This window comes from Arthrobacter sp. B055-34, from assembly GCF_059090425.1.
Genome location: NZ_JBNHFQ010000001.1, coordinates 449,878 through 467,445, shown reverse-complemented (window position 1 = coordinate 467,445; position 17,568 = coordinate 449,878). Strand labels below are relative to the sequence as shown.

Genomic DNA, 17,568 nt, shown 5'->3' with positions numbered 1-17,568 from the left:
AGCACCGAGGACTCTGCCAATGGTACGCGGGGATGAGCAAGGTGCCGGCCCCGTTAGGGAATAGGCCGGGCACCGAACTTGATCGTTCTCCCGCGGGTGTCAGCTCCCGATGATCAAGACAATGTAAGTCTGACGTGGGCTACTTGGAAAAAATCCGACTGATCAATGCCAGGGATAGGTAATCCCCGTTGGGTACCTAAATTTTGGCGTTGGCTGCGGTGCTCGTCATCGCTTGGCGCCGGGGTCTTCGTGCTCGGGTCCCTTGAAAGGCACGACCATGAGTAGCGCTCTGTATGGAGACTGGAACGAATTGACCGGTCTTGAGATCAAGAATGACGGACGAATTGTCTGCAGAGGCCATGTCGGTCCAGTCACCCGTTGGGCCGATGCGATGTGGCTCGAAAACCACAGGCACAGTTACGGACACTGTTGAGAAGGCGGAAGGCTATACAGCTAGGCCGCTGGCCGCTGTCCAGTGAGACCGAGCTGGCTGCCCGATGAACACAGCTCGTAGGTTTACTGTGGGATAAGCGATGCGGGTCCTTACCGCTACACGGAGCAGCTCGACTTCTGTAACTAATTTTGCTGCTGATCCATCGTCTGGTGGATCTGCAACGCAAACCACAGCTGGGCCAAGGACGATGTCTCGGCCATGTCCAACCCGGTCAGTTCGCTGATCTTCCGGATCCGGTAAATGACGGTTTGCCGGTGGGTGAACAGTGCCGCGGCGGTCTTCTGCCAGGACCGTTGATGGTCAAGGTAAGTCTTCAAGGTCTTGAGCAGATCCGGCTGCTTGCCCCGTTCATACTCCAGGATTGGTCCCAGCAGGCGTTGGACCATCGCCTGTCCTTCTTCCATACTGGTCAAGCCCAACCACGAGGGGCCGTCTCCGTAGCGGACCAGTGTCTGGCCTGTGCTGGCCGCCGTGCCCAGCGCCCACAGCGATTCCTGTAGGGCGCGCTGTATTCCGTTGGCGTCGGTGGGTCGGCTCATTCCGATTCTGGCGCCGTCGGGGAGTGTGTGCCGCAGCTGGTCTTCGGTGCATTCGGGCGGCAGGACGAGATGCAGGGTGTTGGACTGGCGCAGACTTACATGGGCTAGGCCATGGCGCCACAATTCGGCATGGATAGTGGCGAAACTCTCTTCATCCAGCCCCGAGACGGACACGATGAGGAATTGCTCGGCCGGCAGCTGGAAACTCTTGAATCGGCTTTCCAAATCCGCAAGGGCATAGCGGCCTTCGAGCGCTTGGGCTAGGAACTCCGCTCCCAGACGCCGTTGGTCTTCCAACGCGAGCATGGTGCGGGACAGCTCCAGCCCCAGGACGGAAGCTGCGTGCAGCAGCACAACTGCGTCCGGGTGCGGCTCGGACAGCGGCAGGACCAGCAGCAGTGCGTTGTCATGGGTGGGAACGTCCATCATGAGGACGTGGCTTCCGTCCACGTGATGCCACTGGAATTTCTTGCCCGCAGCCGGAGCCGCTGCGATCAGCGGTTGCAGTTGCCCGGCGAGTTCGGTTGGCAGGGCTTCTCCGCCGGGGTGCCAAGGGTGGAGGCACCGGCGGTCCACTACATAAAGCTGGGCCTCCAGCTGGGCGGCCACCCCCTGGACCAGGGCCTGCCACTGTTCTGCGAGCGGGCCGGCCAGCCGCAGCAGGTCATAGATCCTGGCCGTTTGCCGGAGCCTGCGCGATTCCTCAAGCAGTGAGGACTCGGCGACGGACCGCGCGATGGAAATGAACGGCAACGGGTACGGCACGTTGAGCACCGGCAGCGGCAGCCGGTCGCAGGCCTCCAGGAATTCGGGAGTGAGTTCCGGTGCATGCATCTTTTCGCCGATGGCCAGCGCGCTCGCCCCGGCAGCCACCAAGGCCTCCGCCAGCCCGACCTGACCCGCGGGGTCAGCCGGGATGGAGAGGCCGTTGGTCATCATGATCTCCCCGCCGGTCACCCACTCCCACAGTCTGGGCAGGTCTGACGTGTGCGCCCATGTGATCCGCTGCTGCAAACCGTCCGCGCCCGCCAGTAGGCTCAAACCCAGCTGCGGCTCGGCCAGCAGTTCGGCGACCGTTATCGCCATGCGCCCTCCTGAAGGCGGGCAGAACGCCGTCGTTGTTTGCGGTTTTTATACATATGTCTAAGCGTCCTCTTTCTTTGTAGTCATTCTATGGGTTTTGGCCGTGAGCAGGATCACGAATGATGGAACCATCACGATCCAGCTCAATGATGAGCATTCACGAGAGAGGGCGGCCATGAGCGCAACGAGCAATCTCATTGACGATGCCCCGCTGACCACATTCCATAAGAAACTGACCTTCTTCGCCTCGGGCGGTCCGTTCATTGACGGGTACGCGCTGTCGATCATCGGGATTGCCTTTATTACGATGACGCCGGGGCTGCAGCTGACCACCGGGGAGATCGGGCTGATCGGCGCGGCGAGCCTGATCGGCATCTTCTTCGGCGGCGCCATCTTCGGCTGGCTGACGGATAAGATCGGCCGGCACAAGATGTACATCGCCGACCTGATCGCGCTGGCCCTGTTTTCTCTGCTGAACGGCTTCGCCACCGAAGTCTGGCACGTTGTCCTGTGCCGCTTCCTCCTCGGCATGGCCATCGGAGCGGACTATCCGATTGCCACCTCGCTGCTCGCGGAGTTCCTGCCCCGCAAGGTGCGCGGCCGGCTGCTCGGCGCCACCTTTGTGGTCTGGGCCGTTGGTGCTGCGGCGGCCTTCGCCGTGGGATACCTGCTGCGCGACATGGGACCGGACGCCTGGCGGTTCATGGTGGCGAGCCCGGCGATCTTCGCCGTCGTTACTTTGCTCTGCCGGCTGGGAACGCCGGAATCCCCGCGCTGGCTGCTCTCCCGCGGCCGGCAGGACGAAGCCCGTGCGGTGATCAAAAAGGTGTACGGGGAGCAATACGACATCAGCGACATTTCCTCTGATGTTGAGGCGAGCGCCAAACAGGCCAGCTTTACCGATATCTTCAAGGGCCAGTTGTGGAAACGCACGCTGTTCGTCTCCATCTTCTGGACGGCCCAAGTGATTCCGCTCTTCGCGGTCTACACCTTCGCGCCGGACCTGCTGGCCTCCTTCGGCCTGACCGGGGATGCCAACCTCTACGGCGGCTCCTTCCTGATCTCCATGCTGTTTGTGATCGGGGGAGTGCCGGGCCTCTGGCTGGTGGAGAAGATCGGGCGGCGGAAGCTGCTGCTGGGGTCCTTCGGAGTCATCGCCGTGGCGCTAGCCATCCCGGCCTTCATCCCGGACGTGCAGGCCGGCCCGCTGTTCCTGGCGCTCGCCATCTTCGCTATTGCTTCGGGTGCCTCCAGCTTCCTCGAGGTGGTCTACCCGAACGAGCTCTTCCCCACGGAGATCCGGGCGACGGCGGTTGGATTCGGCACCGCGATCAGCCGGGTGGGGTCCGCCGCCAGTACGTACCTGATGCCGGTGGCGATCCTCAGCTTCGGTGCCGCGGGCTCGCTGCTGATCGGCGCCGTTATCTCCCTGGTGGGGCTGGTGGCCACGTTCCTGCTCGCGCCGGAAACCGCCAACAAGACCCTTTCCGAACTCACCTCTGACAAAAAGCCGGCCTTTCCGGCAGAACGTACCAAGGAAGGATCCTCGCTATGACCACCCACCGTCCCATCGGACCCGTCGACGCCACTAAAGTTCCGCGCTACGCAGGCCTGGGCACGTTCGCCCGGCTGCCCCAGATTGACCGCGTCCCCGACTACGACATCGCCATTGTCGGCGTACCGTTCGACGGCGGAACCTCCTTCCGGCCTGGCGCCCGGTTTGGTCCGGCCGGCGTCCGCGAAGCCTCCCGGCTGCTCCGTCCGGGCTACCACGTGGAGCTCGACGTCGAACCCGTGAACGAGACCCAAGTAGTGGATGCGGGCGACATTGCCTGCACGCCGTACGACATCACCCGGGCCGTACAGGAGATCGAGGAGCAGGCGCTGCCGCTGCTGGGGTTGGACAAGCGGCTCATCTCGATCGGCGGGGACCACACCATTGCCTTGCCGATGCTGCGGGCGCTGAACAAGGTGCACGGTCCGGTGGCGCTGCTGCACTTCGACGCGCATCTGGACACCTGGGACACCTACTTCGACCAGCCGGTCACGCACGGCACCATGTTCCGCCGCGCATTTGAGGAGGGCTTGCTGGTGGAGGACAGCTCGATGCACGTGGGCATTCGCGGGCCGGTTTATGACCGGAACGATTTCCTGCGGGACCACGAGTTCGGCTTCCAGATCCTGCGTTGTTCGGACCTGGACGTCATCGGGGTGCCCGCTGCGATCCAGCGGGTCAAGGACCGGCTGGGCGACACGCCCGTCTACGTCTCCATCGACATCGATGTGCTGGATCCGGCCTTCGCCCCGGGGACCGGGACGCCTGAGATGGGTGGCCTGCACTCACGCGAACTGCTGGCGCTGCTGCGCGGACTGAACGGCATCAACATTGTGGGTGCCGACGTTGTTGAGGTTGCGCCCGCCTACGACCATGCCGACGTGACGACTCTTGCGGCGGCGACGGTGGTCTTCGACCTGCTGGCACTGATGGTCAACCGCGACAAGGGCGCCACGTTTGTTGGCGAGGAGGACCTGCAGGGGGCTGCTGTCTGATCCTTTGTTGCCTTGCAAAGGCTGGGGCCGGTGGGGTTTTCCCACCGGCCCGCAGCCATGTCCGGAACTGCTAACGCTTGTTGTCCATCGCCGTCGCTCTCGAAGGCAGCGCTTCGGCTCGCTGGTGACTACCCGCCGTCGGAATTTTGACGGTAACCCTGGTTCCGGCAGCCAGCCGGCTGGCAACTTCGATGGTGCCACCGTGGCGGTTCACTATTTCCTTAGTAACCACCAGCCCGAGCCCCGTGCCGTGGATGCCTGCACTTCGGGCTGAGCTGGACCGGAAATACCGGTCAAACACGCGGCGCTGGTCCGCGGCATCCATTCCATAGCCGGTGTCTTCGACCTCCAGAACCGACGAGCCGCCATCTCGCCAGCCTCGGATTCTGATGGTGCTGTCCCGAGGGGAGTATTTGACTGCATTGGAGAGCAGATTATCCATCACCTGGGTCATCCGCCCGGGGTCTATGTCCGCTGGCAGTTCCTGGTCGATTTCGTTGATCAGGGCGATGCCCTTGGCCGCTGCGCCGGCTGCCGCGGAAAGCATACTTCTCTGGACCACGTCCGCCAGGTCTGCGGCTTCGGGCTGGATTTCGAGCGTCCCGGCCGATGAGGAGAGGAAGTCCGAAATCAGCTCCAGCAGCCGCTCGGCGTTGCGGTCAGCCACCGCGAGGTAATCGGCGGCTTGGCCGGGCAGGTCCGGGTGCTCAAGTGCCAGGTCCACGTAGGCAAGGATCGAGGTCAACGGCGTACGGAGTTCATGCGAAATGGCGGACATGAAATCGTCCTTGGCGGCCAGTGCGGCCAACTGGGCAGTCACGTCCTTGAACAACACCACCGATCCGGCGTACGCCGGCTCCGTCTGCTGAGCGGAAATCCTGCATGCGGAGGCAGACACCGCGATCCGCTGGGGTCCGTCGCCGAGCCACACGATCTGGCCGGAAAATTCCTCCGCCCTGGCCGCTTTGTGCACGGGGCGGGCATCGAGCGGCAGGGGAGTGGCGCCGTCGTCGTCGTAAATCTTTGAGTGGTCTGCCTGCAGATCCGGGGATGCCACTTCGCGTCCCGGCGATGACGCGCGAACGGCGAATTCTTCCTGTTGCCGGTTGACCAGAGTGACGCCGCCGCGGGAGTCCACGGCGACCAATCCGACGTCCATGCTGTCCACGACCGCGTGCAGCAACTGCTCGCGTTCCCGGCTGGCCTGCAGCACCTTTTGCAGTTCGGCCTCGGCCGTTGCGATCTGGGCGCGCTGGAACTCCAGGTTGTTGGCGATAATGTGCACCGAGACGGAGATGGCCAGCATGATGGCCGGTGCGAGCACCAGGCGCAGCAGATGGGTGGCATTAACGGCTTCGGAGAGCAGCACGGGCACGAGGACGGCCAGCAGGCTCCCGGCAAAGCTGATCAGGATGCGGCTTTTCAGGACGCTGACGGAAAGCCAGATCACCGGGAAAACCAGCAGCATGCCCAATCCGCTGAGCGCCTCGCCGTCGGCATGCAGCAACAGCGCGATCAGGGCGAAGTCGATGATCGGGATGATCTGGAAACTCCGAACCGGCAATCGTTCCCAAGGGATGAGTGCGCAGAGGGCCAGGACCACAGCGTGCAGCAGCAGGCACAAGCGGAACCAGGGATTGGCGAACATGGCAGGCTCAGCCAGGGCAAAGACGCCGACAACCACGAGCATGCAGGAAACCAGCGGCAACTGGCAGAGCACCACCCTGGCCCGAAGGCCGAGACTGTGAAAGTTCTCGGCGAAAGGCAGTTGGGCGCCGGGCCGGTGCATCTTCTCTCCTTGTCGCCCCTGAGCGGGGGATCGGTTGGGTTGGCGGATGCTCAACCGGGAAAGCTGCGATTGACGTGGGTTCCGCACGGCCGCAGCCGGGCGTAATTGGCTTTAGACGGAGCTTGCCATAGGACAGGATAGCGGACCGGGAACCGCCGGGCGGGCAACAGGGCGGCACGCCGTGACGCGGCCATCACCGCTGAGCTCGGGTCTGGTGGAACAGTAGAATGACCACACACTTTCCGGCGGATAGGCGACACGTATGAGCGACACCGAAGGCGATGCACGCCGGCGGGAACTTGGCGACAATTCAGGCCCGGTTGAGGAGGAGGTGGAGGAATCCTTCGACCGCACGGTTGAGGAAGGAGCGCAGCGGCTGAACCGTTCCTTTCGGGACGTGCTCATCACCGGCTTGTTCGGCGGGTTTGAGATAGGTATTGGCATTATGGCCTACCTCGGCGTGCTCCATGAGACCGGGAACCACCTCCTCGCGGGACTGGCGTTCAGCGCGGGCCTCGTCGCCCTCCTGCTAGCCAAGAGCGAGCTGTTCACGGAGGGCTTCCTGGTGCCCATTGCGGCCGTCGTCGCACGGGAGGCAAGCTACGCGCAGCTCGGGAAGCTCTGGGGCGGCACGCTCATTGCCAACCTGATGGGCGGTTGGCTGTTCATGGCATTGATCATGACGGCGTTCCCGCAGTGGAGCGAGACCATCACGACGGCGGCCAACCACTTTCTCGACGCCGGGTTCAACTGGGAAACCGTGTGTCTTGCCGTGTTAGGAGGAAGCACCATCACGTTGATGACCCGCATGCAGCACGGTACGGACAGCGTCACCGGCAAGATCGCGGCCGCAATCGTAGGGGCTTTCCTGCTCGCCGGGATGCAACTCTTCCACTCGATCCTGGACTCGCTGCTGATCTTCGGCGCCATCCACGCGGGAGCTGACATCAACTACCTTGAGTGGCTCGGCTGGTTTTCCTATGTAGTGGTCTTCAACGTGCTTGGCGGGATCGTGCTAGTGACCGCGCTGCGGCTGGTGAGCGCCAGCAAGCTGGTGAAGGAACGCCGTGATGACGCGCCTGAGAACCCGGAGGACGCGCACCACTCCGGCTAGGTTCCGGCGAGAATCGAGGAGAGGACTTGTTCGCATGGATAAACATTTGCTGGTCACCGGCGCAAGCCGCGGAATCGGGGCTGCCGTTGTCAGGGGTGCTGTTGCACGGGGCTACTCCGTGTCCTTCAGCTACAGCCGCGATGCAGATAATGCCAATGCACTGGCCTCCGAACTGGCAGCGAATGGGCATCGTGTCCAGGCTCTGCAGGCCGACGCGGGAGCGGCATCTCCGTCCCTCTTTGACGAGGCCGAGGCAGAATTCGGGCCGGTGGACCTGCTGGTGAACAACGCAGGCATCACGGGTCCGCTCGGCTCCTTTCTCGATTCGGACGAGGAAACGGCACGGCGCATCTTCGACGTGAATGTCCACGGCACGATGTCCTACAGCCGCTTCGCAGTACAGCGGTGGCTGGAACGAGGGGCGGCCGGCGTCGTCGTCAATCTTGGATCCGTTGCAGCTGCGACAGGTGCTCCCGGTGAGTACCTGGCCTATGCGGCGTCGAAAGCTGCCGTTGAAACTTTCACCAAGGGATTGGGTAAAGAGCTCGGCCCTCAGGGAATCCGGGTAGTCGCCATTTCGCCGGGGACAACGGACACCTCGATCCACGCCGCTGCCGGAGATCCGGAGCGGCCGGGCCGGGTTGCGGCGCGCGTGCCGCTGCGGCGGGTTGGGAATCCGGAGGAGGTTGCCGCCGCCGTTCTCTGGGCGCTGTCCGACGAGGCGAGTTACGTCACGGGAACGGTCATCAGTGTTGCCGGGGGATTGTGACCCTCGCATGAGGTGCGTTCCGAGCCGTTCCAAGGTTTTCCAACTGCCGATCTACGTATTCTCGGATAAGCGCATAAGTCCAGGCGCTCTTTCAGGCAGGTTCCCCGCCGCTTTCAGCGGCCGCAGATGTTGCGCCATGAACAGAGAGCCGGATCATGTCCTCCTCATTGAGCAAGAAACCGTTCTTGAAGGTCACCGGCGCGTTCATTCTCGCTGGCATGCTTGCGATCCCGGTGGTCGCTGATGCACGCCCTCCAGCGCCAGACGCGCCCGCCGGGCCGAAAGACGGTCTCAATCAGGACAAAGTACTGGACGCATTCACGGATTTACCGCTGACCTTCGTCGAGAACAAGGCAGGTGTGCACGGGAATGTGCTCTTGCGGCGTCTGGACGCCTTCCGCAGGGGACTTCCACCTGGCCATTGACGTGCAGTGTGTGTGGTGAGCGGCCGAAACGCGCTTGTACTCGGCGTCCTGAACCGTCACGGGCACCCGGTCGCCCCGCCGCGGCCAGCCACGTCGACGAGGGCACCGATGAGTTCGGGACCCATCGCCAGTGCTGCATCGTTGTGGTCCGCCGCCGCTACCTCCACCTCGATGACGTAGTTTCCGGCGTCCCGGGCCGCCTGAGCCACGTCCCGGCTCTGCTGTGCGGGCACGATGGTGTCCCCGCTCCCGTAGACCACGGCGGTCGGGATGTCCACCCGCACTACGTTCTCGCGTACCGGGTAGTGATCGCGAAGCATCCAGCCCACCGGCACGCCGTAGGCTGCCCGGCCGACGTCGGCGAGCGAGGTAAAAGGTGAGCGCAGCACCATCGCGGCTGGAGGATGCTCGGTGGCGAGCTCCGTGACCACCCCGGCGCCGATGCTCTCCCCGAAATAGACGAGCGAGCCCGCCGGTACTCCTGCCGCACCTGTCAGGAACTCGCGAGCGGCGCGGACATCGCGCGCGAGACCGTCCTCGGACGGGTACCCGGGATTCGCCGCATAACCGCGATAGTCGAAAAGCAGCACGCCGAAGCCGAGCTCGCTGATCGCTCGTCCCAGCCCTGCCCGATAAGCCCGGTTGCCGCCGTTGCCCGGTGCGACGAGCACGGTCGCGCGGCAGCCGTCTGCGGCTGGCAAGTACCAGGCACCGAGCTTGAGGTCGTCACTCGTCATGAGCGTGACTTCCTGGGCTCCGGGCAACAGCTCGGCGGCCGGGCGTGGCTGGCCGCGGTCGGGAAAATAGATGAGCGAGCGTTGGAAGAACCACGGCATGCCAATCAGGAGCCCGACGACGACGAACAAGGTCGCGAGCGGCATGATCCTTCGCACCGTCAACTTTTTCGCCACAGTCTTATGATCGCAGAGCGGTTCGCGCCGCACACGGCACGTGACCGACGACCTGATCACCGACCGCTGACGCACGCCGTCGAGCACGTGATACATGGAGAAGAAGAAATTCGACAGTCGTGGGCAGACGGCATTTCTGCCATGACGCCGGCGACCCGGATGCCCAGTTACATGGCGAGAGTAACGACGTTTCGGCTTCGCTCAAGTGGCCAAGGGCCGGAGGCAGCATTTTTCCTGCCTCCGCCGTCTGCGCCCATGGGGGAGCCTTAACGGAGGTCGTAACGCGGTCAGGTCGTGAGTGCCCGGACCGCCTGTAGAACATGGCTCGGGACAGTCCTCCGGGTATCCGGACCTCCTCAATCAGGCCGGGTTCTGACATTCCGTGCAGGCGACTTCTGACAATGACACCGGGCGCGTTCGTCTGCGGAGGCTGCTTGCGACTGGGCAGGTGAACAAGGACCTGTCGCTAGTTCCGTTCCACCGGACATATCGGAACACGTGACCGGCGAGTAGCGTTCGGTGTTGGCCCTGGGAGGGGCGGGTCGTTTTTGTCCCCACGCCGTCGCGGCGGAACAGGGCGGCAAATGTCAGCAGGAAGGGGCATCACCGTGAGCAGCGTTTTGTATGGAGACTGGAACGAGTTGACCGGTCTTGAAGTCGAGATCAAGAAGGACGGGCGAAGCATCCGCACCGGCCATGTCGGCGCAGTGACCCGCGGAGCAGACGCCCTTTGGCTGGAAAGCCACGGAGCCCAGCTGCGGACACTTTTTGAAAAGGCAGAAGGTTATACCGCCTGGCCGCTGTCCGGCGAGCCCGAGCTGGCAGTCCGATGACAACGCCATGTGAGGCCACCATCGAGGTGCGGGTTGAGAGCCGGGCCGCCATGGACGAGAGGCTCAATGCCGCCGTCGAGGAAATGACGGGGCTGGCTAGGCGCTGCCGGAACGGGGGCATCCTCGTCACCCGCCACGAACCCGGGCGGTTTACCGTGGCGATCAGCGATTCCGTCCCTTACGGCTACACGGAGCAGCTCGACTTCCGCAACTGATCCGCAACTGATCCCTGCCGGAACCGTGTTGCGGGAAGGCTGTGAGCGCAGCCAGGCTACCTGACGGCGTTGGGGCCTACGGAGGAGCGCGCCAGTTCCAGTTCGGCCAGCCCGAGCGGGTCGAGAACATCGATCCGTAGGGCCGCGACGTCGTATTGCCCCGTACCGTCGAGATCAGGCCACGGGTTTCGCTCTGTCCACGAAGGATCCAGGCCCTCGAGTTCTGCCGGGTCCGGCTGGTTCTGGGCGTTCGCCGTAAGCGACAAGGCGCTTTCGGGGCCGAACAGTCCTGACAATGACTCGGAAACCACGGAGACCAGCGGGCTGGTCATCGCCTGCAGGTGGGTTCCGAGGTTGGTGACCGAGGGCTGAAGGCTGCGGTCTAGGACTTCGGCAATGAGCGGACCAAGAATCTGGTTCGAGGCGAATCCTGCCAAGCCATCGATAACCCCGTTGACCACGCTGCAAAGTGATCCGACAAGGATGCCCGAACAGACGCCAGAGGGCTTCAAGGCGACTTTTACATCCGCTTGTCCGGCCCTCAGCGCTGCGAGGCTGACTCCTGTCCCGGTGGCCGCGTCTCCAACAGTGATGCTGAGTGTGCCTACTTCAACGGGAAGGAGTTCGCCCAGCAGCCCGTCGTCCATCAGCGTTACCGGCAGTGTGACGCTGAGCTGCACTTCGATGGCATCCAGGGCTTGGTTGACCGCCGTCATGATCCGGGCAGTCCAATTGTCCAGCGCCGATGTCAGGGCGCCCGTCAGCGTGTTCAGCGCGGCGCTCTTGACCTGCAGTTGGCTATTGGGCGGCAGGCCGTTGAGGCCGGCGGAATCCTGGTACTCCGGTCCGAGCAGCGCGGCCAAATCCACGGTGACCGTGCCGTGCTGCGGATCGATGACGAAGGTTCCTTCGGCGTCGCTGATCGGTTCGGTCAGGAGCGTTCGAACGGCGGAAAGATCTACGGTGAGGCCGAGGTCTGCCTCCATGTTCTTCTCATCCAGCAACAGGCCGCCGAGGACAGGCCCGAGTCCGTCGGGACCGAGGACCAGAGTTGTGATGTCGTCGACGGCTCCATCGTGCCCGGTCAGGGTTTCCACGTTGGATTCGAGCGTGCCGAGCGTGGTGTCCACCGTGGACATGAGGTCTCCGGCCAGGGGAGTGTCCAGCTCGGCGTCCAAGCCGGCGATTGCATACTGCCGCTTGAGCGCTGAATAGATATTGCCTTGCCATTCGGCGGCGCAAGCATCCAAGGTGGCCCTGCTGGCGACGGCGCCGATGCCAAGGCGGACATCGGCCAGGTTGGCGATGCCGGCCCCGTTTCCTTCCCCAAGCGCCTGGTCTAATACCTCGCCGAGCTCCAGGGTGGCGAAGCGGGGGAGCTTGGGGTCGGTTTCAGGGTGCAGATCTATGCCGCCGGAGTCACTGACAGCGCCGGCCGCCCCCGCTGAGTAACCGGTGTCCTTGGCCTGGCCGAACTGGTTGACCATGCCGGCTTCGGCACCCAGCGGCAGGACCAGCAGGCCAGTGAGCTCGGCGTTGACCGACTGGAGTGCCTCGACGTTCAGCGGGTTGGCATAGGCGTCATCGCCCAGGATTGTTGCGTTCTGAGGATCGACGCTCGAAGCCGTCCCGTCATTAACGACGACGACGTCCTCCACTTCCCCGAGGTCGTCCAGATCCTTGTCGAGCAGCTCGCCGCCCAGAAGCTTCCCCGCCCCGCGCGTTGTTGCGCTGTCCATGGCCGCGCAGTTGAGCGTGGCCGCGTTCGCGTGGATCCATTCCCGGTCCGTCCAGCTCGCGGCAGAGGCGGGAATCATCAGCGTGCCGATGAGGGCACTGCCGGCCGCAGCGGCGACGAGTGCACGCAGCCGCCGCCTCATGAGCCGGCCCCTGTTGGTTTGCGGAACCGCATGACGATCCCGGTCACGGCCAGCAGCAGGCCGAGACCGAAGACCCCCAGGAGACCGTCGGCCCCGGTGTAGGGCAGCGGCCCCGGTGGAACCTTCCAGGCTGACGGCGGGCCGTCGACGTTCTCTTCATCGCCGAGCGAGGCAAAGCCCAGGCCGAACGTGGCGCTGCTGTCCTGAAGCTCGTCGGGCAGGTCCGCCGGCATGGTGAACGTCGCGTGGAAGTACGCACCCTTGTCCGGCGACAGGAACCCGAGGTCATGCACCGTCTCCGGGTCGAGCCGGCTGAGCGGGGCCTCCAGGACCACGGTCCCGCCCGAGGCGCAATGTTCCTGTACCCATGGCTCACTGCAGCGCCGCAGCGTAAGCCGGGCACCGGCGTCGTTGTTTGCCAATGGTCCATCCGAGAGGATCTGCAGGCTCAGGGGTCCGGACAAACCCCCCTTCAGCCGGGGCGTGATGGTCCAAGCTACCGAATCACCCGGAGTCAGATCCTCGAACTGGAGCGGATAAGGCGAGACCTCCAGACTCAGCGGACCCTGCGTTGTGTTGACAACGGTCTGCGGGCGCTCGTCAGGCGCCGCGTCCGCTGCCCACGCAGGGGACGGAACCATCATGCCGGCGAGCAGCAGCACCCCCGCTGCCGGTATGGCCCTGGTTAACATTTCAGCTGGCTCCGCTCCGCTGGATATCGGTCTGCCTACCGGCTGGCCAGAGCACCCACAGCACCAAGGAGCTGAGCAGCATCGTCAGCACGCCCATGCCCACCGGGGACCGGACGAACTGGACCATTTGCCCGCCCCACGGGATACCGAAGACCATCCGGCCGACACGGTCCACCAGGTACGGCTGCGGATCGTCCGTGGCATTGGCGTCCCCGCGCAGGGTCAGGGCGACCCTGCCGTCCGTCACTTCCGTGGGCGGACGGACGGCGACCACGCGGTGCGTGACCGGGCGATGGTCCGGGCGCTGGACCATGACCACGTCACCAGGCTGCACCGCCGCTGCCGCGGTGTCACGCACCACGAGCAGCGATCCGGCGGGCAGGCCCGGCGACATGGAACCGGTAGCCAGGCGCACGGTGTGCAGACCCACTGCCGGACCGACGACGACGACGCCAATGGCCACCGCGATGGCGGTCATGGCCAGGGCATAGATCAGCGTGGTCCAGCGGTAGGGCCTGCCCGCGCTTCGGGTGCGCCGGCGGGTATCGCGGGCGCTGTCAGCGGCCATGGCCTTATAGGGATTCGGCGGTGAAGTTCCAGACCGGAGTGGCGCTCAGGCCCTGGAGTGCCTCTCCCGAAGCGTGGGTTTTTGGCAAGGTCAGGGCGAAGCAGACGGTCTTTTCGCCTGCAGCGCCGAGGCCCGCGCCGTCGGCGGCGAGCTCGAAGGTCGTCGTGCCTGAACCCGTGGCCAAGCTTGAACCTGCCGCTACAAGGCCTTCCGTCGCTGCGGCGAGCCCTGTCTCATCGCAGGCAGCGGAATCAGGAACCACGGCCGCTTGGTAGGTCAAAGCGGCGAAGAGCGGCTCGGAGGATCCTTTGCCTGGTATGGCGGGATTCAGCGTCAGTTCACCGGCATCTGATTTGGCTTCCGTCCTCAAGCGGACGAAAGCATAGACCGTGTCGCCGGGAGTGAGAGCTGAGGCCTTGGTGCTGAAATCGATCTGGCCACCCGGGGCGTTTTCTTCGTTTACCCAGAGCGCGGGATCGGATGTGTCGGCCGTGACGTTCTGCTCGACTTCAAAGCTGCTCGTACCGACGGCCGGTGTGCCGTTGGCGCCGCCGAAAATCCATTCCGTATCGGTCCAGGCTGCCAGCGAGGTGACGGTTGCCCCAGCAACCAGTACCACGCCTGCGGCCGCGAAAGCAGTAGCTTTCTTCCGCCTGGAACCATTAACAATATTCCCCATAATATTCTCCCCAACTACGAGCACCGGCGCGTCCGGCGCACAAGATACTGCTCACTTGTTTCCCGGACAACGAGGCAGCGGGAGCGGGTTTTGGATGTAAACCGCCCGAGTCGAAGTTCCCCCCGGTTAAACAAGTTAATCGATTAATATCCTAGTTCCGGGACTTCTGCATCCGATGTTGATATGAATTCTTCCAAAGAAGGAGCGTTTCCAAGGAATTCCAAGGTGCCCGGATTCAGCTATTTAGGGGTAGGAAGTCGCAAGTTTCATACGTTGCGGCGACGTTTCCTCTGCTCGTGGGGCGAGGGAAATGCCGCATCGGCACCGAAGATGAAGCGTTGGATCTCGCCCCTCGACGACGGGAGCGATCCAACGGACAATGAAACCATGAAAAAGATAAGACTACTTCCTTTGTTTTCGGTTGCTGCCGGCGTGGTTTTGGTCGCGACAGGGTGTGATGGCGCGGAAGATGGGCCTGCGACCACCGGCGAAGGCACGCAAACACAGGTGACGCCGGAGACGACCAGTCCGATCCCTGGGGCTACTTCGCCGGGCGCGGCGTCTCCCGGCCAGACGAGTCCGGGGGCCGGGGGAGCGACCGCCGGGCAGACGAGTCCCGGGGTCGGGGGAGCGACCGGCACACCGCCAACCGGAGATTCCAACGGTCGTGCCGCCGTCGAAACTGCGGTAGCAGCCGTGCCGGGCAGCGCCGCAGTGGACGTTGATTACAGCACAGACCGGCAGGGCTGGGAAGTAGAGCTCGTCAGTGGTGGCACCGAGCATGAGGTCCTGGTCCTGGCTGACGGCAGCGAAGTACTGGATCAACGGGACAAGGGCCCGGCCGACGAGGAAGACCGGCTCGCTGTCGAATCGGCGACTGTATCTCTAATTGAGGCGATCGAGACCGCGCAACAGGCCGCCGTCGGCGACCTCGAGGAAGCGTCGTTGGAGGACGAGGGCGACAAGCCGGTGTGGGAAGTGGAAATCCGGGCTGAGGGTGGCGGCCTCACTGAAGTGGTCATTGATGCCGTCAGCGGGGAGCAGATCCGCTAGGAGATGATCTTGTTAGGTGTGGCGACACCAGGCATGGCAGCTGGTGTCGGACGTGGACATGCCTTTGCTGCGACGCTATATTCGATAGCTAGACAAGCAAGATATATGTCCATCGAAGGATCAGCTTTATGCAAGACGAAGCGGCCCAAGACGGCCTGGGAAAAGCAGACGAAGTGGAGCAGCGGCCAGCGGGTTCGGGCCTGTTGGATGCCTTAAGCGATTATGGGGCGTCTGAAATCGCGATGAGGCGCCGCATGCGCGGGTCCATGAATTTGGGGGAAACAGACCTGCTTGCCCTGCGGTATGTGATTGAAGCCGATGCGGCGAACAGGCCGATAGGACCGAAGGAGCTGGGGCAAAAACTCGGCGTTACTTCTGCGTCCATGACTGCGCTAATTGATCGGCTCGTCAAGAGCGGGCACGTCAGCCGAGAGCCGCATCCCTCGGACCGGAGGGCGCTGCTGCTGCGCCCGGCGCCGGGTTCCAGCCAGGAAGTGCGGGGGCTGATGGACCTCACGCACCGGCGGATGGCGGAGATCGCCTCATCACTTTCACCGGAAGACACCAAAACCGTTGCGGACTTCCTGCAGCGCATGCGCGGCACGGTGGACGCCATCGATCCCGCCAGCCAAGATTGAGCGCTATGTGGACTTAACCGCTAAACCGTCATATAACTAGTCAGACGAGATACTTTTTATCCGAATTATCAGTAGTCTGAGGAGTGTGCTGTGACGCAAGTGGTTGATGCCCCCGACGCAACCGGATGGAAAAGCGCCCTACCGGGCGGCGCGTTTTCTTTGCAGCGAGACGACACGTTTCCTTGGATGAGCGACGCGGCGGCTGTGCTCTCGCCCCCTGTGCATTGTGGTGCGCCGAGCTCGAGCCGAGCGGCTGATGCACTGGGCATGGTTCGACTGGCCGCAGCCAGGCAGGAAAGCTTGCAGTGGGAACTCGATGCGGCGCAGTTGACGCTCGTTGAAGCGATCCGGAACGCTGCCGCCGCCGGAGCGGCTAGGTCCGCGCTGTGCCTGGCATCCGACATGACGGAATCCGAGCTTGAAGATGTGCTGAAGTGACCCCGCCGGTCATCACGGCCGACCGTGAGGAGGCGCTCAAGCCGACAGCCGATGGGCCGGCGTGGGAAGACTCCTATCTAGCCGGTCGGCGCTACCGGTTGGGACCGCTCTTGGGCTATGGCTCTGAAGCCGCGGTCCGCAAGGCCCTGGACACGCACACGGGACGCACCGTGGCCGTCAAGATTTTCCGAACCGACGCCGTGCACTCGGGCGAGCGGTTCCATCGGGAAGTCAGTATCCACCGGCGGCTGAACCACTGGGCCATCGTGCCTATGACCGACTACGGCCCAATGCCTGCGGCTGGCGGAACCACCGGACCGGCATTCATGGTTATGGAGTACGTGGAGGGCCGGAACCTTCGGCACGTGCTGCAAGAGGGTCCCGCAGATCCTGCTGTGACAGCGGCGTGGATGGCTGCCATTCTGCACGCGCTTTCGTATGTTCACCGCAAGGGTATTGTCCACAACGACATAAAGCCGGCAAACATCCTCATCCCATCGCTCGGGAACGAGCGCAGCGGCGCCCTTGCCAAACTCACCGACTTCGGCATCGCCACCAGCCGGCGGTATGCACCGCTGGCTTCCCTCTCCGGCACCGCCCACTACATGAGTCCTGAAGAGGTCCACGGCGCTCCAGCTACCGAAGCAAGCGATATATATGCTTTGGGTCTGGTCGCGCTCGAGTGCCTCACAGGAGTAAAACCCTTCCCGGGAACTCCCATGGAGACGATGGTCGCCCGCGCACTCAACAAACCGCGCATGCCGTACACCCTCGGCCGCCGATGGACAGTGCTGCTGCGAGCCATGACGGACCTGCAGCCAGCAGAGAGGCCTACCGCCCGTCAAGCACTCCGAATGCTCCACCGGATCAACCGCTGACGTCTCCGGTACTGGGCGGAACGACGCGGTCAAGTCTGGTTTGAGCTAATAGGACGGCGG

The 17,568-nt window shown here is 63.6% G+C and carries 18 protein-coding genes; 11 read left to right on the top strand and 7 right to left on the bottom strand.

The genetic code is table 11. The annotated features are described in order from the left end of the window. Positions 1–576: 576 nt before the first annotated feature. Positions 577–2,079 carry a PucR family transcriptional regulator gene (locus AC5RWO_RS02050; protein WP_498729008.1) on the bottom strand — a complete coding sequence of 501 codons (1,503 nt, stop codon included), beginning with the start codon at positions 2,077–2,079 and terminating at the stop codon, positions 577–579. A gap of 172 nt (positions 2,080–2,251) precedes the next feature. Here AC5RWO_RS02050 and AC5RWO_RS02045 point away from each other — a divergent pair, with 172 nt between their 5' ends. Next, positions 2,252–3,631, top strand: coding sequence for an MFS transporter (locus AC5RWO_RS02045; protein WP_498729007.1), 1,380 nt, complete (start codon positions 2,252–2,254; stop codon positions 3,629–3,631). Continuing rightward, positions 3,628–4,626, top strand: a complete 999-nt coding sequence (speB, locus tag AC5RWO_RS02040) for an agmatinase (RefSeq protein ID WP_498729005.1) — start codon at positions 3,628–3,630, stop codon at positions 4,624–4,626. Before AC5RWO_RS02045 ends, speB begins: the two co-directional genes overlap by 4 nt. A 70-nt stretch (positions 4,627–4,696) precedes the next feature. Here speB and AC5RWO_RS02035 read toward each other — a convergent pair whose 3' ends face one another. After that, complete coding sequence (locus AC5RWO_RS02035; protein WP_498729004.1) at positions 4,697–6,415, bottom strand: sensor histidine kinase; 1,719 nt, start codon at positions 6,413–6,415, stop codon at positions 4,697–4,699. Positions 6,416–6,677: 262 nt separating this feature from the next. Between AC5RWO_RS02035 and AC5RWO_RS02030 the strand changes: the two genes are divergently transcribed. From AC5RWO_RS02030 to AC5RWO_RS02020, 3 genes are all read left to right on the top strand, one after another. Further along, positions 6,678–7,529: a formate/nitrite transporter family protein gene (locus AC5RWO_RS02030; RefSeq protein WP_498729003.1), complete on the top strand. Its 852-nt coding sequence runs from the start codon at positions 6,678–6,680 to the stop codon at positions 7,527–7,529. A 34-nt stretch (positions 7,530–7,563) separates the two neighbouring features. Then, entirely contained in the window at positions 7,564–8,298 is a 735-nt protein-coding gene (locus AC5RWO_RS02025) for an SDR family NAD(P)-dependent oxidoreductase (RefSeq protein WP_498729001.1), read from the top strand. A gap of 155 nt (positions 8,299–8,453) precedes the next feature. Continuing rightward, positions 8,454–8,723 (top strand): hypothetical protein, encoded by a 270-nt coding sequence (locus AC5RWO_RS02020; protein ID WP_498728999.1) that lies wholly within the window; start codon positions 8,454–8,456, stop codon positions 8,721–8,723. A gap of 56 nt (positions 8,724–8,779) precedes the next feature. Here AC5RWO_RS02020 and AC5RWO_RS02015 read toward each other — a convergent pair whose 3' ends face one another. After that, entirely contained in the window at positions 8,780–9,604 is an 825-nt protein-coding gene (locus AC5RWO_RS02015; protein ID WP_498728998.1) for an alpha/beta hydrolase, read from the bottom strand. A 638-nt stretch (positions 9,605–10,242) separates the two neighbouring features. Here AC5RWO_RS02015 and AC5RWO_RS02010 point away from each other — a divergent pair. Further along, positions 10,243–10,467 carry a hypothetical protein gene (locus AC5RWO_RS02010; protein WP_498728996.1) on the top strand — a complete coding sequence of 75 codons (225 nt, stop codon included), beginning with the start codon at positions 10,243–10,245 and terminating at the stop codon, positions 10,465–10,467. Beyond that, on the top strand, positions 10,464–10,682 hold the full coding sequence (locus tag AC5RWO_RS02005) for a hypothetical protein (protein ID WP_498728994.1): 219 nt from the start codon (positions 10,464–10,466) through the stop codon (positions 10,680–10,682). The genes AC5RWO_RS02010 and AC5RWO_RS02005 overlap by 4 nt, the downstream gene beginning before the upstream one ends. A gap of 56 nt (positions 10,683–10,738) precedes the next feature. On the opposite strand, the gene AC5RWO_RS02000 is transcribed toward AC5RWO_RS02005, so the two are convergent. From AC5RWO_RS02000 to AC5RWO_RS01985, 4 genes are read right to left on the bottom strand one after another with little or no spacing between them, the layout of a single operon-like run. Continuing rightward, positions 10,739–12,562: a choice-of-anchor G family protein gene (locus AC5RWO_RS02000; RefSeq protein ID WP_498728993.1), complete on the bottom strand. Its 1,824-nt coding sequence runs from the start codon at positions 12,560–12,562 to the stop codon at positions 10,739–10,741. After that, the gene (locus tag AC5RWO_RS01995) at positions 12,559–13,254 is read right to left on the bottom strand and encodes a hypothetical protein (protein WP_498728991.1); all 696 of its coding nucleotides are present in this window, start codon (positions 13,252–13,254) and stop codon (positions 12,559–12,561) included. Before AC5RWO_RS01995 ends, AC5RWO_RS02000 begins: the two co-directional genes overlap by 4 nt. A gap of 1 nt (position 13,255) precedes the next feature. Next, positions 13,256–13,822, bottom strand: coding sequence for a signal peptidase I (locus tag AC5RWO_RS01990; RefSeq protein WP_498728990.1), 567 nt, complete (start codon positions 13,820–13,822; stop codon positions 13,256–13,258). A 4-nt stretch (positions 13,823–13,826) separates the two neighbouring features. After that, positions 13,827–14,501, bottom strand: a complete 675-nt coding sequence (locus AC5RWO_RS01985) for a SipW-dependent-type signal peptide-containing protein (RefSeq protein WP_498728989.1) — start codon at positions 14,499–14,501, stop codon at positions 13,827–13,829. A 507-nt stretch (positions 14,502–15,008) separates the two neighbouring features. Between AC5RWO_RS01985 and AC5RWO_RS01980 the strand changes: the two genes are divergently transcribed. The 4 genes from AC5RWO_RS01980 (at position 15,009) to AC5RWO_RS01965 (ending at position 17,508) form a co-directional block, all read left to right on the top strand. Next, a complete protein-coding gene (locus AC5RWO_RS01980) occupies positions 15,009–15,554 on the top strand; it encodes a PepSY domain-containing protein (protein WP_498728988.1) in 546 nt (181 codons plus the stop codon). A gap of 128 nt (positions 15,555–15,682) precedes the next feature. Continuing rightward, positions 15,683–16,192 (top strand): MarR family winged helix-turn-helix transcriptional regulator, encoded by a 510-nt coding sequence (locus AC5RWO_RS01975; RefSeq protein ID WP_498728987.1) that lies wholly within the window; start codon positions 15,683–15,685, stop codon positions 16,190–16,192. Between the two features lie 90 nt (positions 16,193–16,282). Next, positions 16,283–16,630 (top strand): hypothetical protein, encoded by a 348-nt coding sequence (locus AC5RWO_RS01970; RefSeq protein ID WP_498728986.1) that lies wholly within the window; start codon positions 16,283–16,285, stop codon positions 16,628–16,630. After that, on the top strand, positions 16,627–17,508 hold the full coding sequence (locus AC5RWO_RS01965) for a serine/threonine-protein kinase (protein WP_498728985.1): 882 nt from the start codon (positions 16,627–16,629) through the stop codon (positions 17,506–17,508). Before AC5RWO_RS01970 ends, AC5RWO_RS01965 begins: the two co-directional genes overlap by 4 nt. Positions 17,509–17,568: the final 60 nt, after the last annotated feature.

What these genes read in the sequence shown, in the direction of transcription:
- AC5RWO_RS02005 (WP_498728994.1), top strand. Translation starts at nt 10,464, where the DNA reads ATGACAACGCCATGTGAGGCCACCATCGAGGTGCGGGTTGAGAGCCGG.
- AC5RWO_RS02035 (WP_498729004.1), bottom strand. Translation starts at nt 6,415, where the DNA reads ATGCACCGGCCCGGCGCCCAACTGCCTTTCGCCGAGAACTTTCACAGT.
- AC5RWO_RS01995 (WP_498728991.1), bottom strand. Translation starts at nt 13,254, where the DNA reads ATGTTAACCAGGGCCATACCGGCAGCGGGGGTGCTGCTGCTCGCCGGC.
- AC5RWO_RS02000 (WP_498728993.1), bottom strand. Translation starts at nt 12,562, where the DNA reads ATGAGGCGGCGGCTGCGTGCACTCGTCGCCGCTGCGGCCGGCAGTGCC.
- AC5RWO_RS02045 (WP_498729007.1), top strand. Translation starts at nt 2,252, where the DNA reads ATGAGCGCAACGAGCAATCTCATTGACGATGCCCCGCTGACCACATTC.
- AC5RWO_RS02050 (WP_498729008.1), bottom strand. Translation starts at nt 2,079, where the DNA reads ATGGCGATAACGGTCGCCGAACTGCTGGCCGAGCCGCAGCTGGGTTTG.
- AC5RWO_RS01985 (WP_498728989.1), bottom strand. Translation starts at nt 14,501, where the DNA reads ATGGGGAATATTGTTAATGGTTCCAGGCGGAAGAAAGCTACTGCTTTC.
- AC5RWO_RS02020 (WP_498728999.1), top strand. Translation starts at nt 8,454, where the DNA reads ATGTCCTCCTCATTGAGCAAGAAACCGTTCTTGAAGGTCACCGGCGCG.
- AC5RWO_RS02030 (WP_498729003.1), top strand. Translation starts at nt 6,678, where the DNA reads ATGAGCGACACCGAAGGCGATGCACGCCGGCGGGAACTTGGCGACAAT.
- speB (WP_498729005.1), top strand. Translation starts at nt 3,628, where the DNA reads ATGACCACCCACCGTCCCATCGGACCCGTCGACGCCACTAAAGTTCCG.
- AC5RWO_RS02015 (WP_498728998.1), bottom strand. Translation starts at nt 9,604, where the DNA reads ATGCCGCTCGCGACCTTGTTCGTCGTCGTCGGGCTCCTGATTGGCATG.
- AC5RWO_RS02025 (WP_498729001.1), top strand. Translation starts at nt 7,564, where the DNA reads ATGGATAAACATTTGCTGGTCACCGGCGCAAGCCGCGGAATCGGGGCT.
- AC5RWO_RS01975 (WP_498728987.1), top strand. Translation starts at nt 15,683, where the DNA reads ATGCAAGACGAAGCGGCCCAAGACGGCCTGGGAAAAGCAGACGAAGTG.
- AC5RWO_RS01990 (WP_498728990.1), bottom strand. Translation starts at nt 13,822, where the DNA reads ATGGCCGCTGACAGCGCCCGCGATACCCGCCGGCGCACCCGAAGCGCG.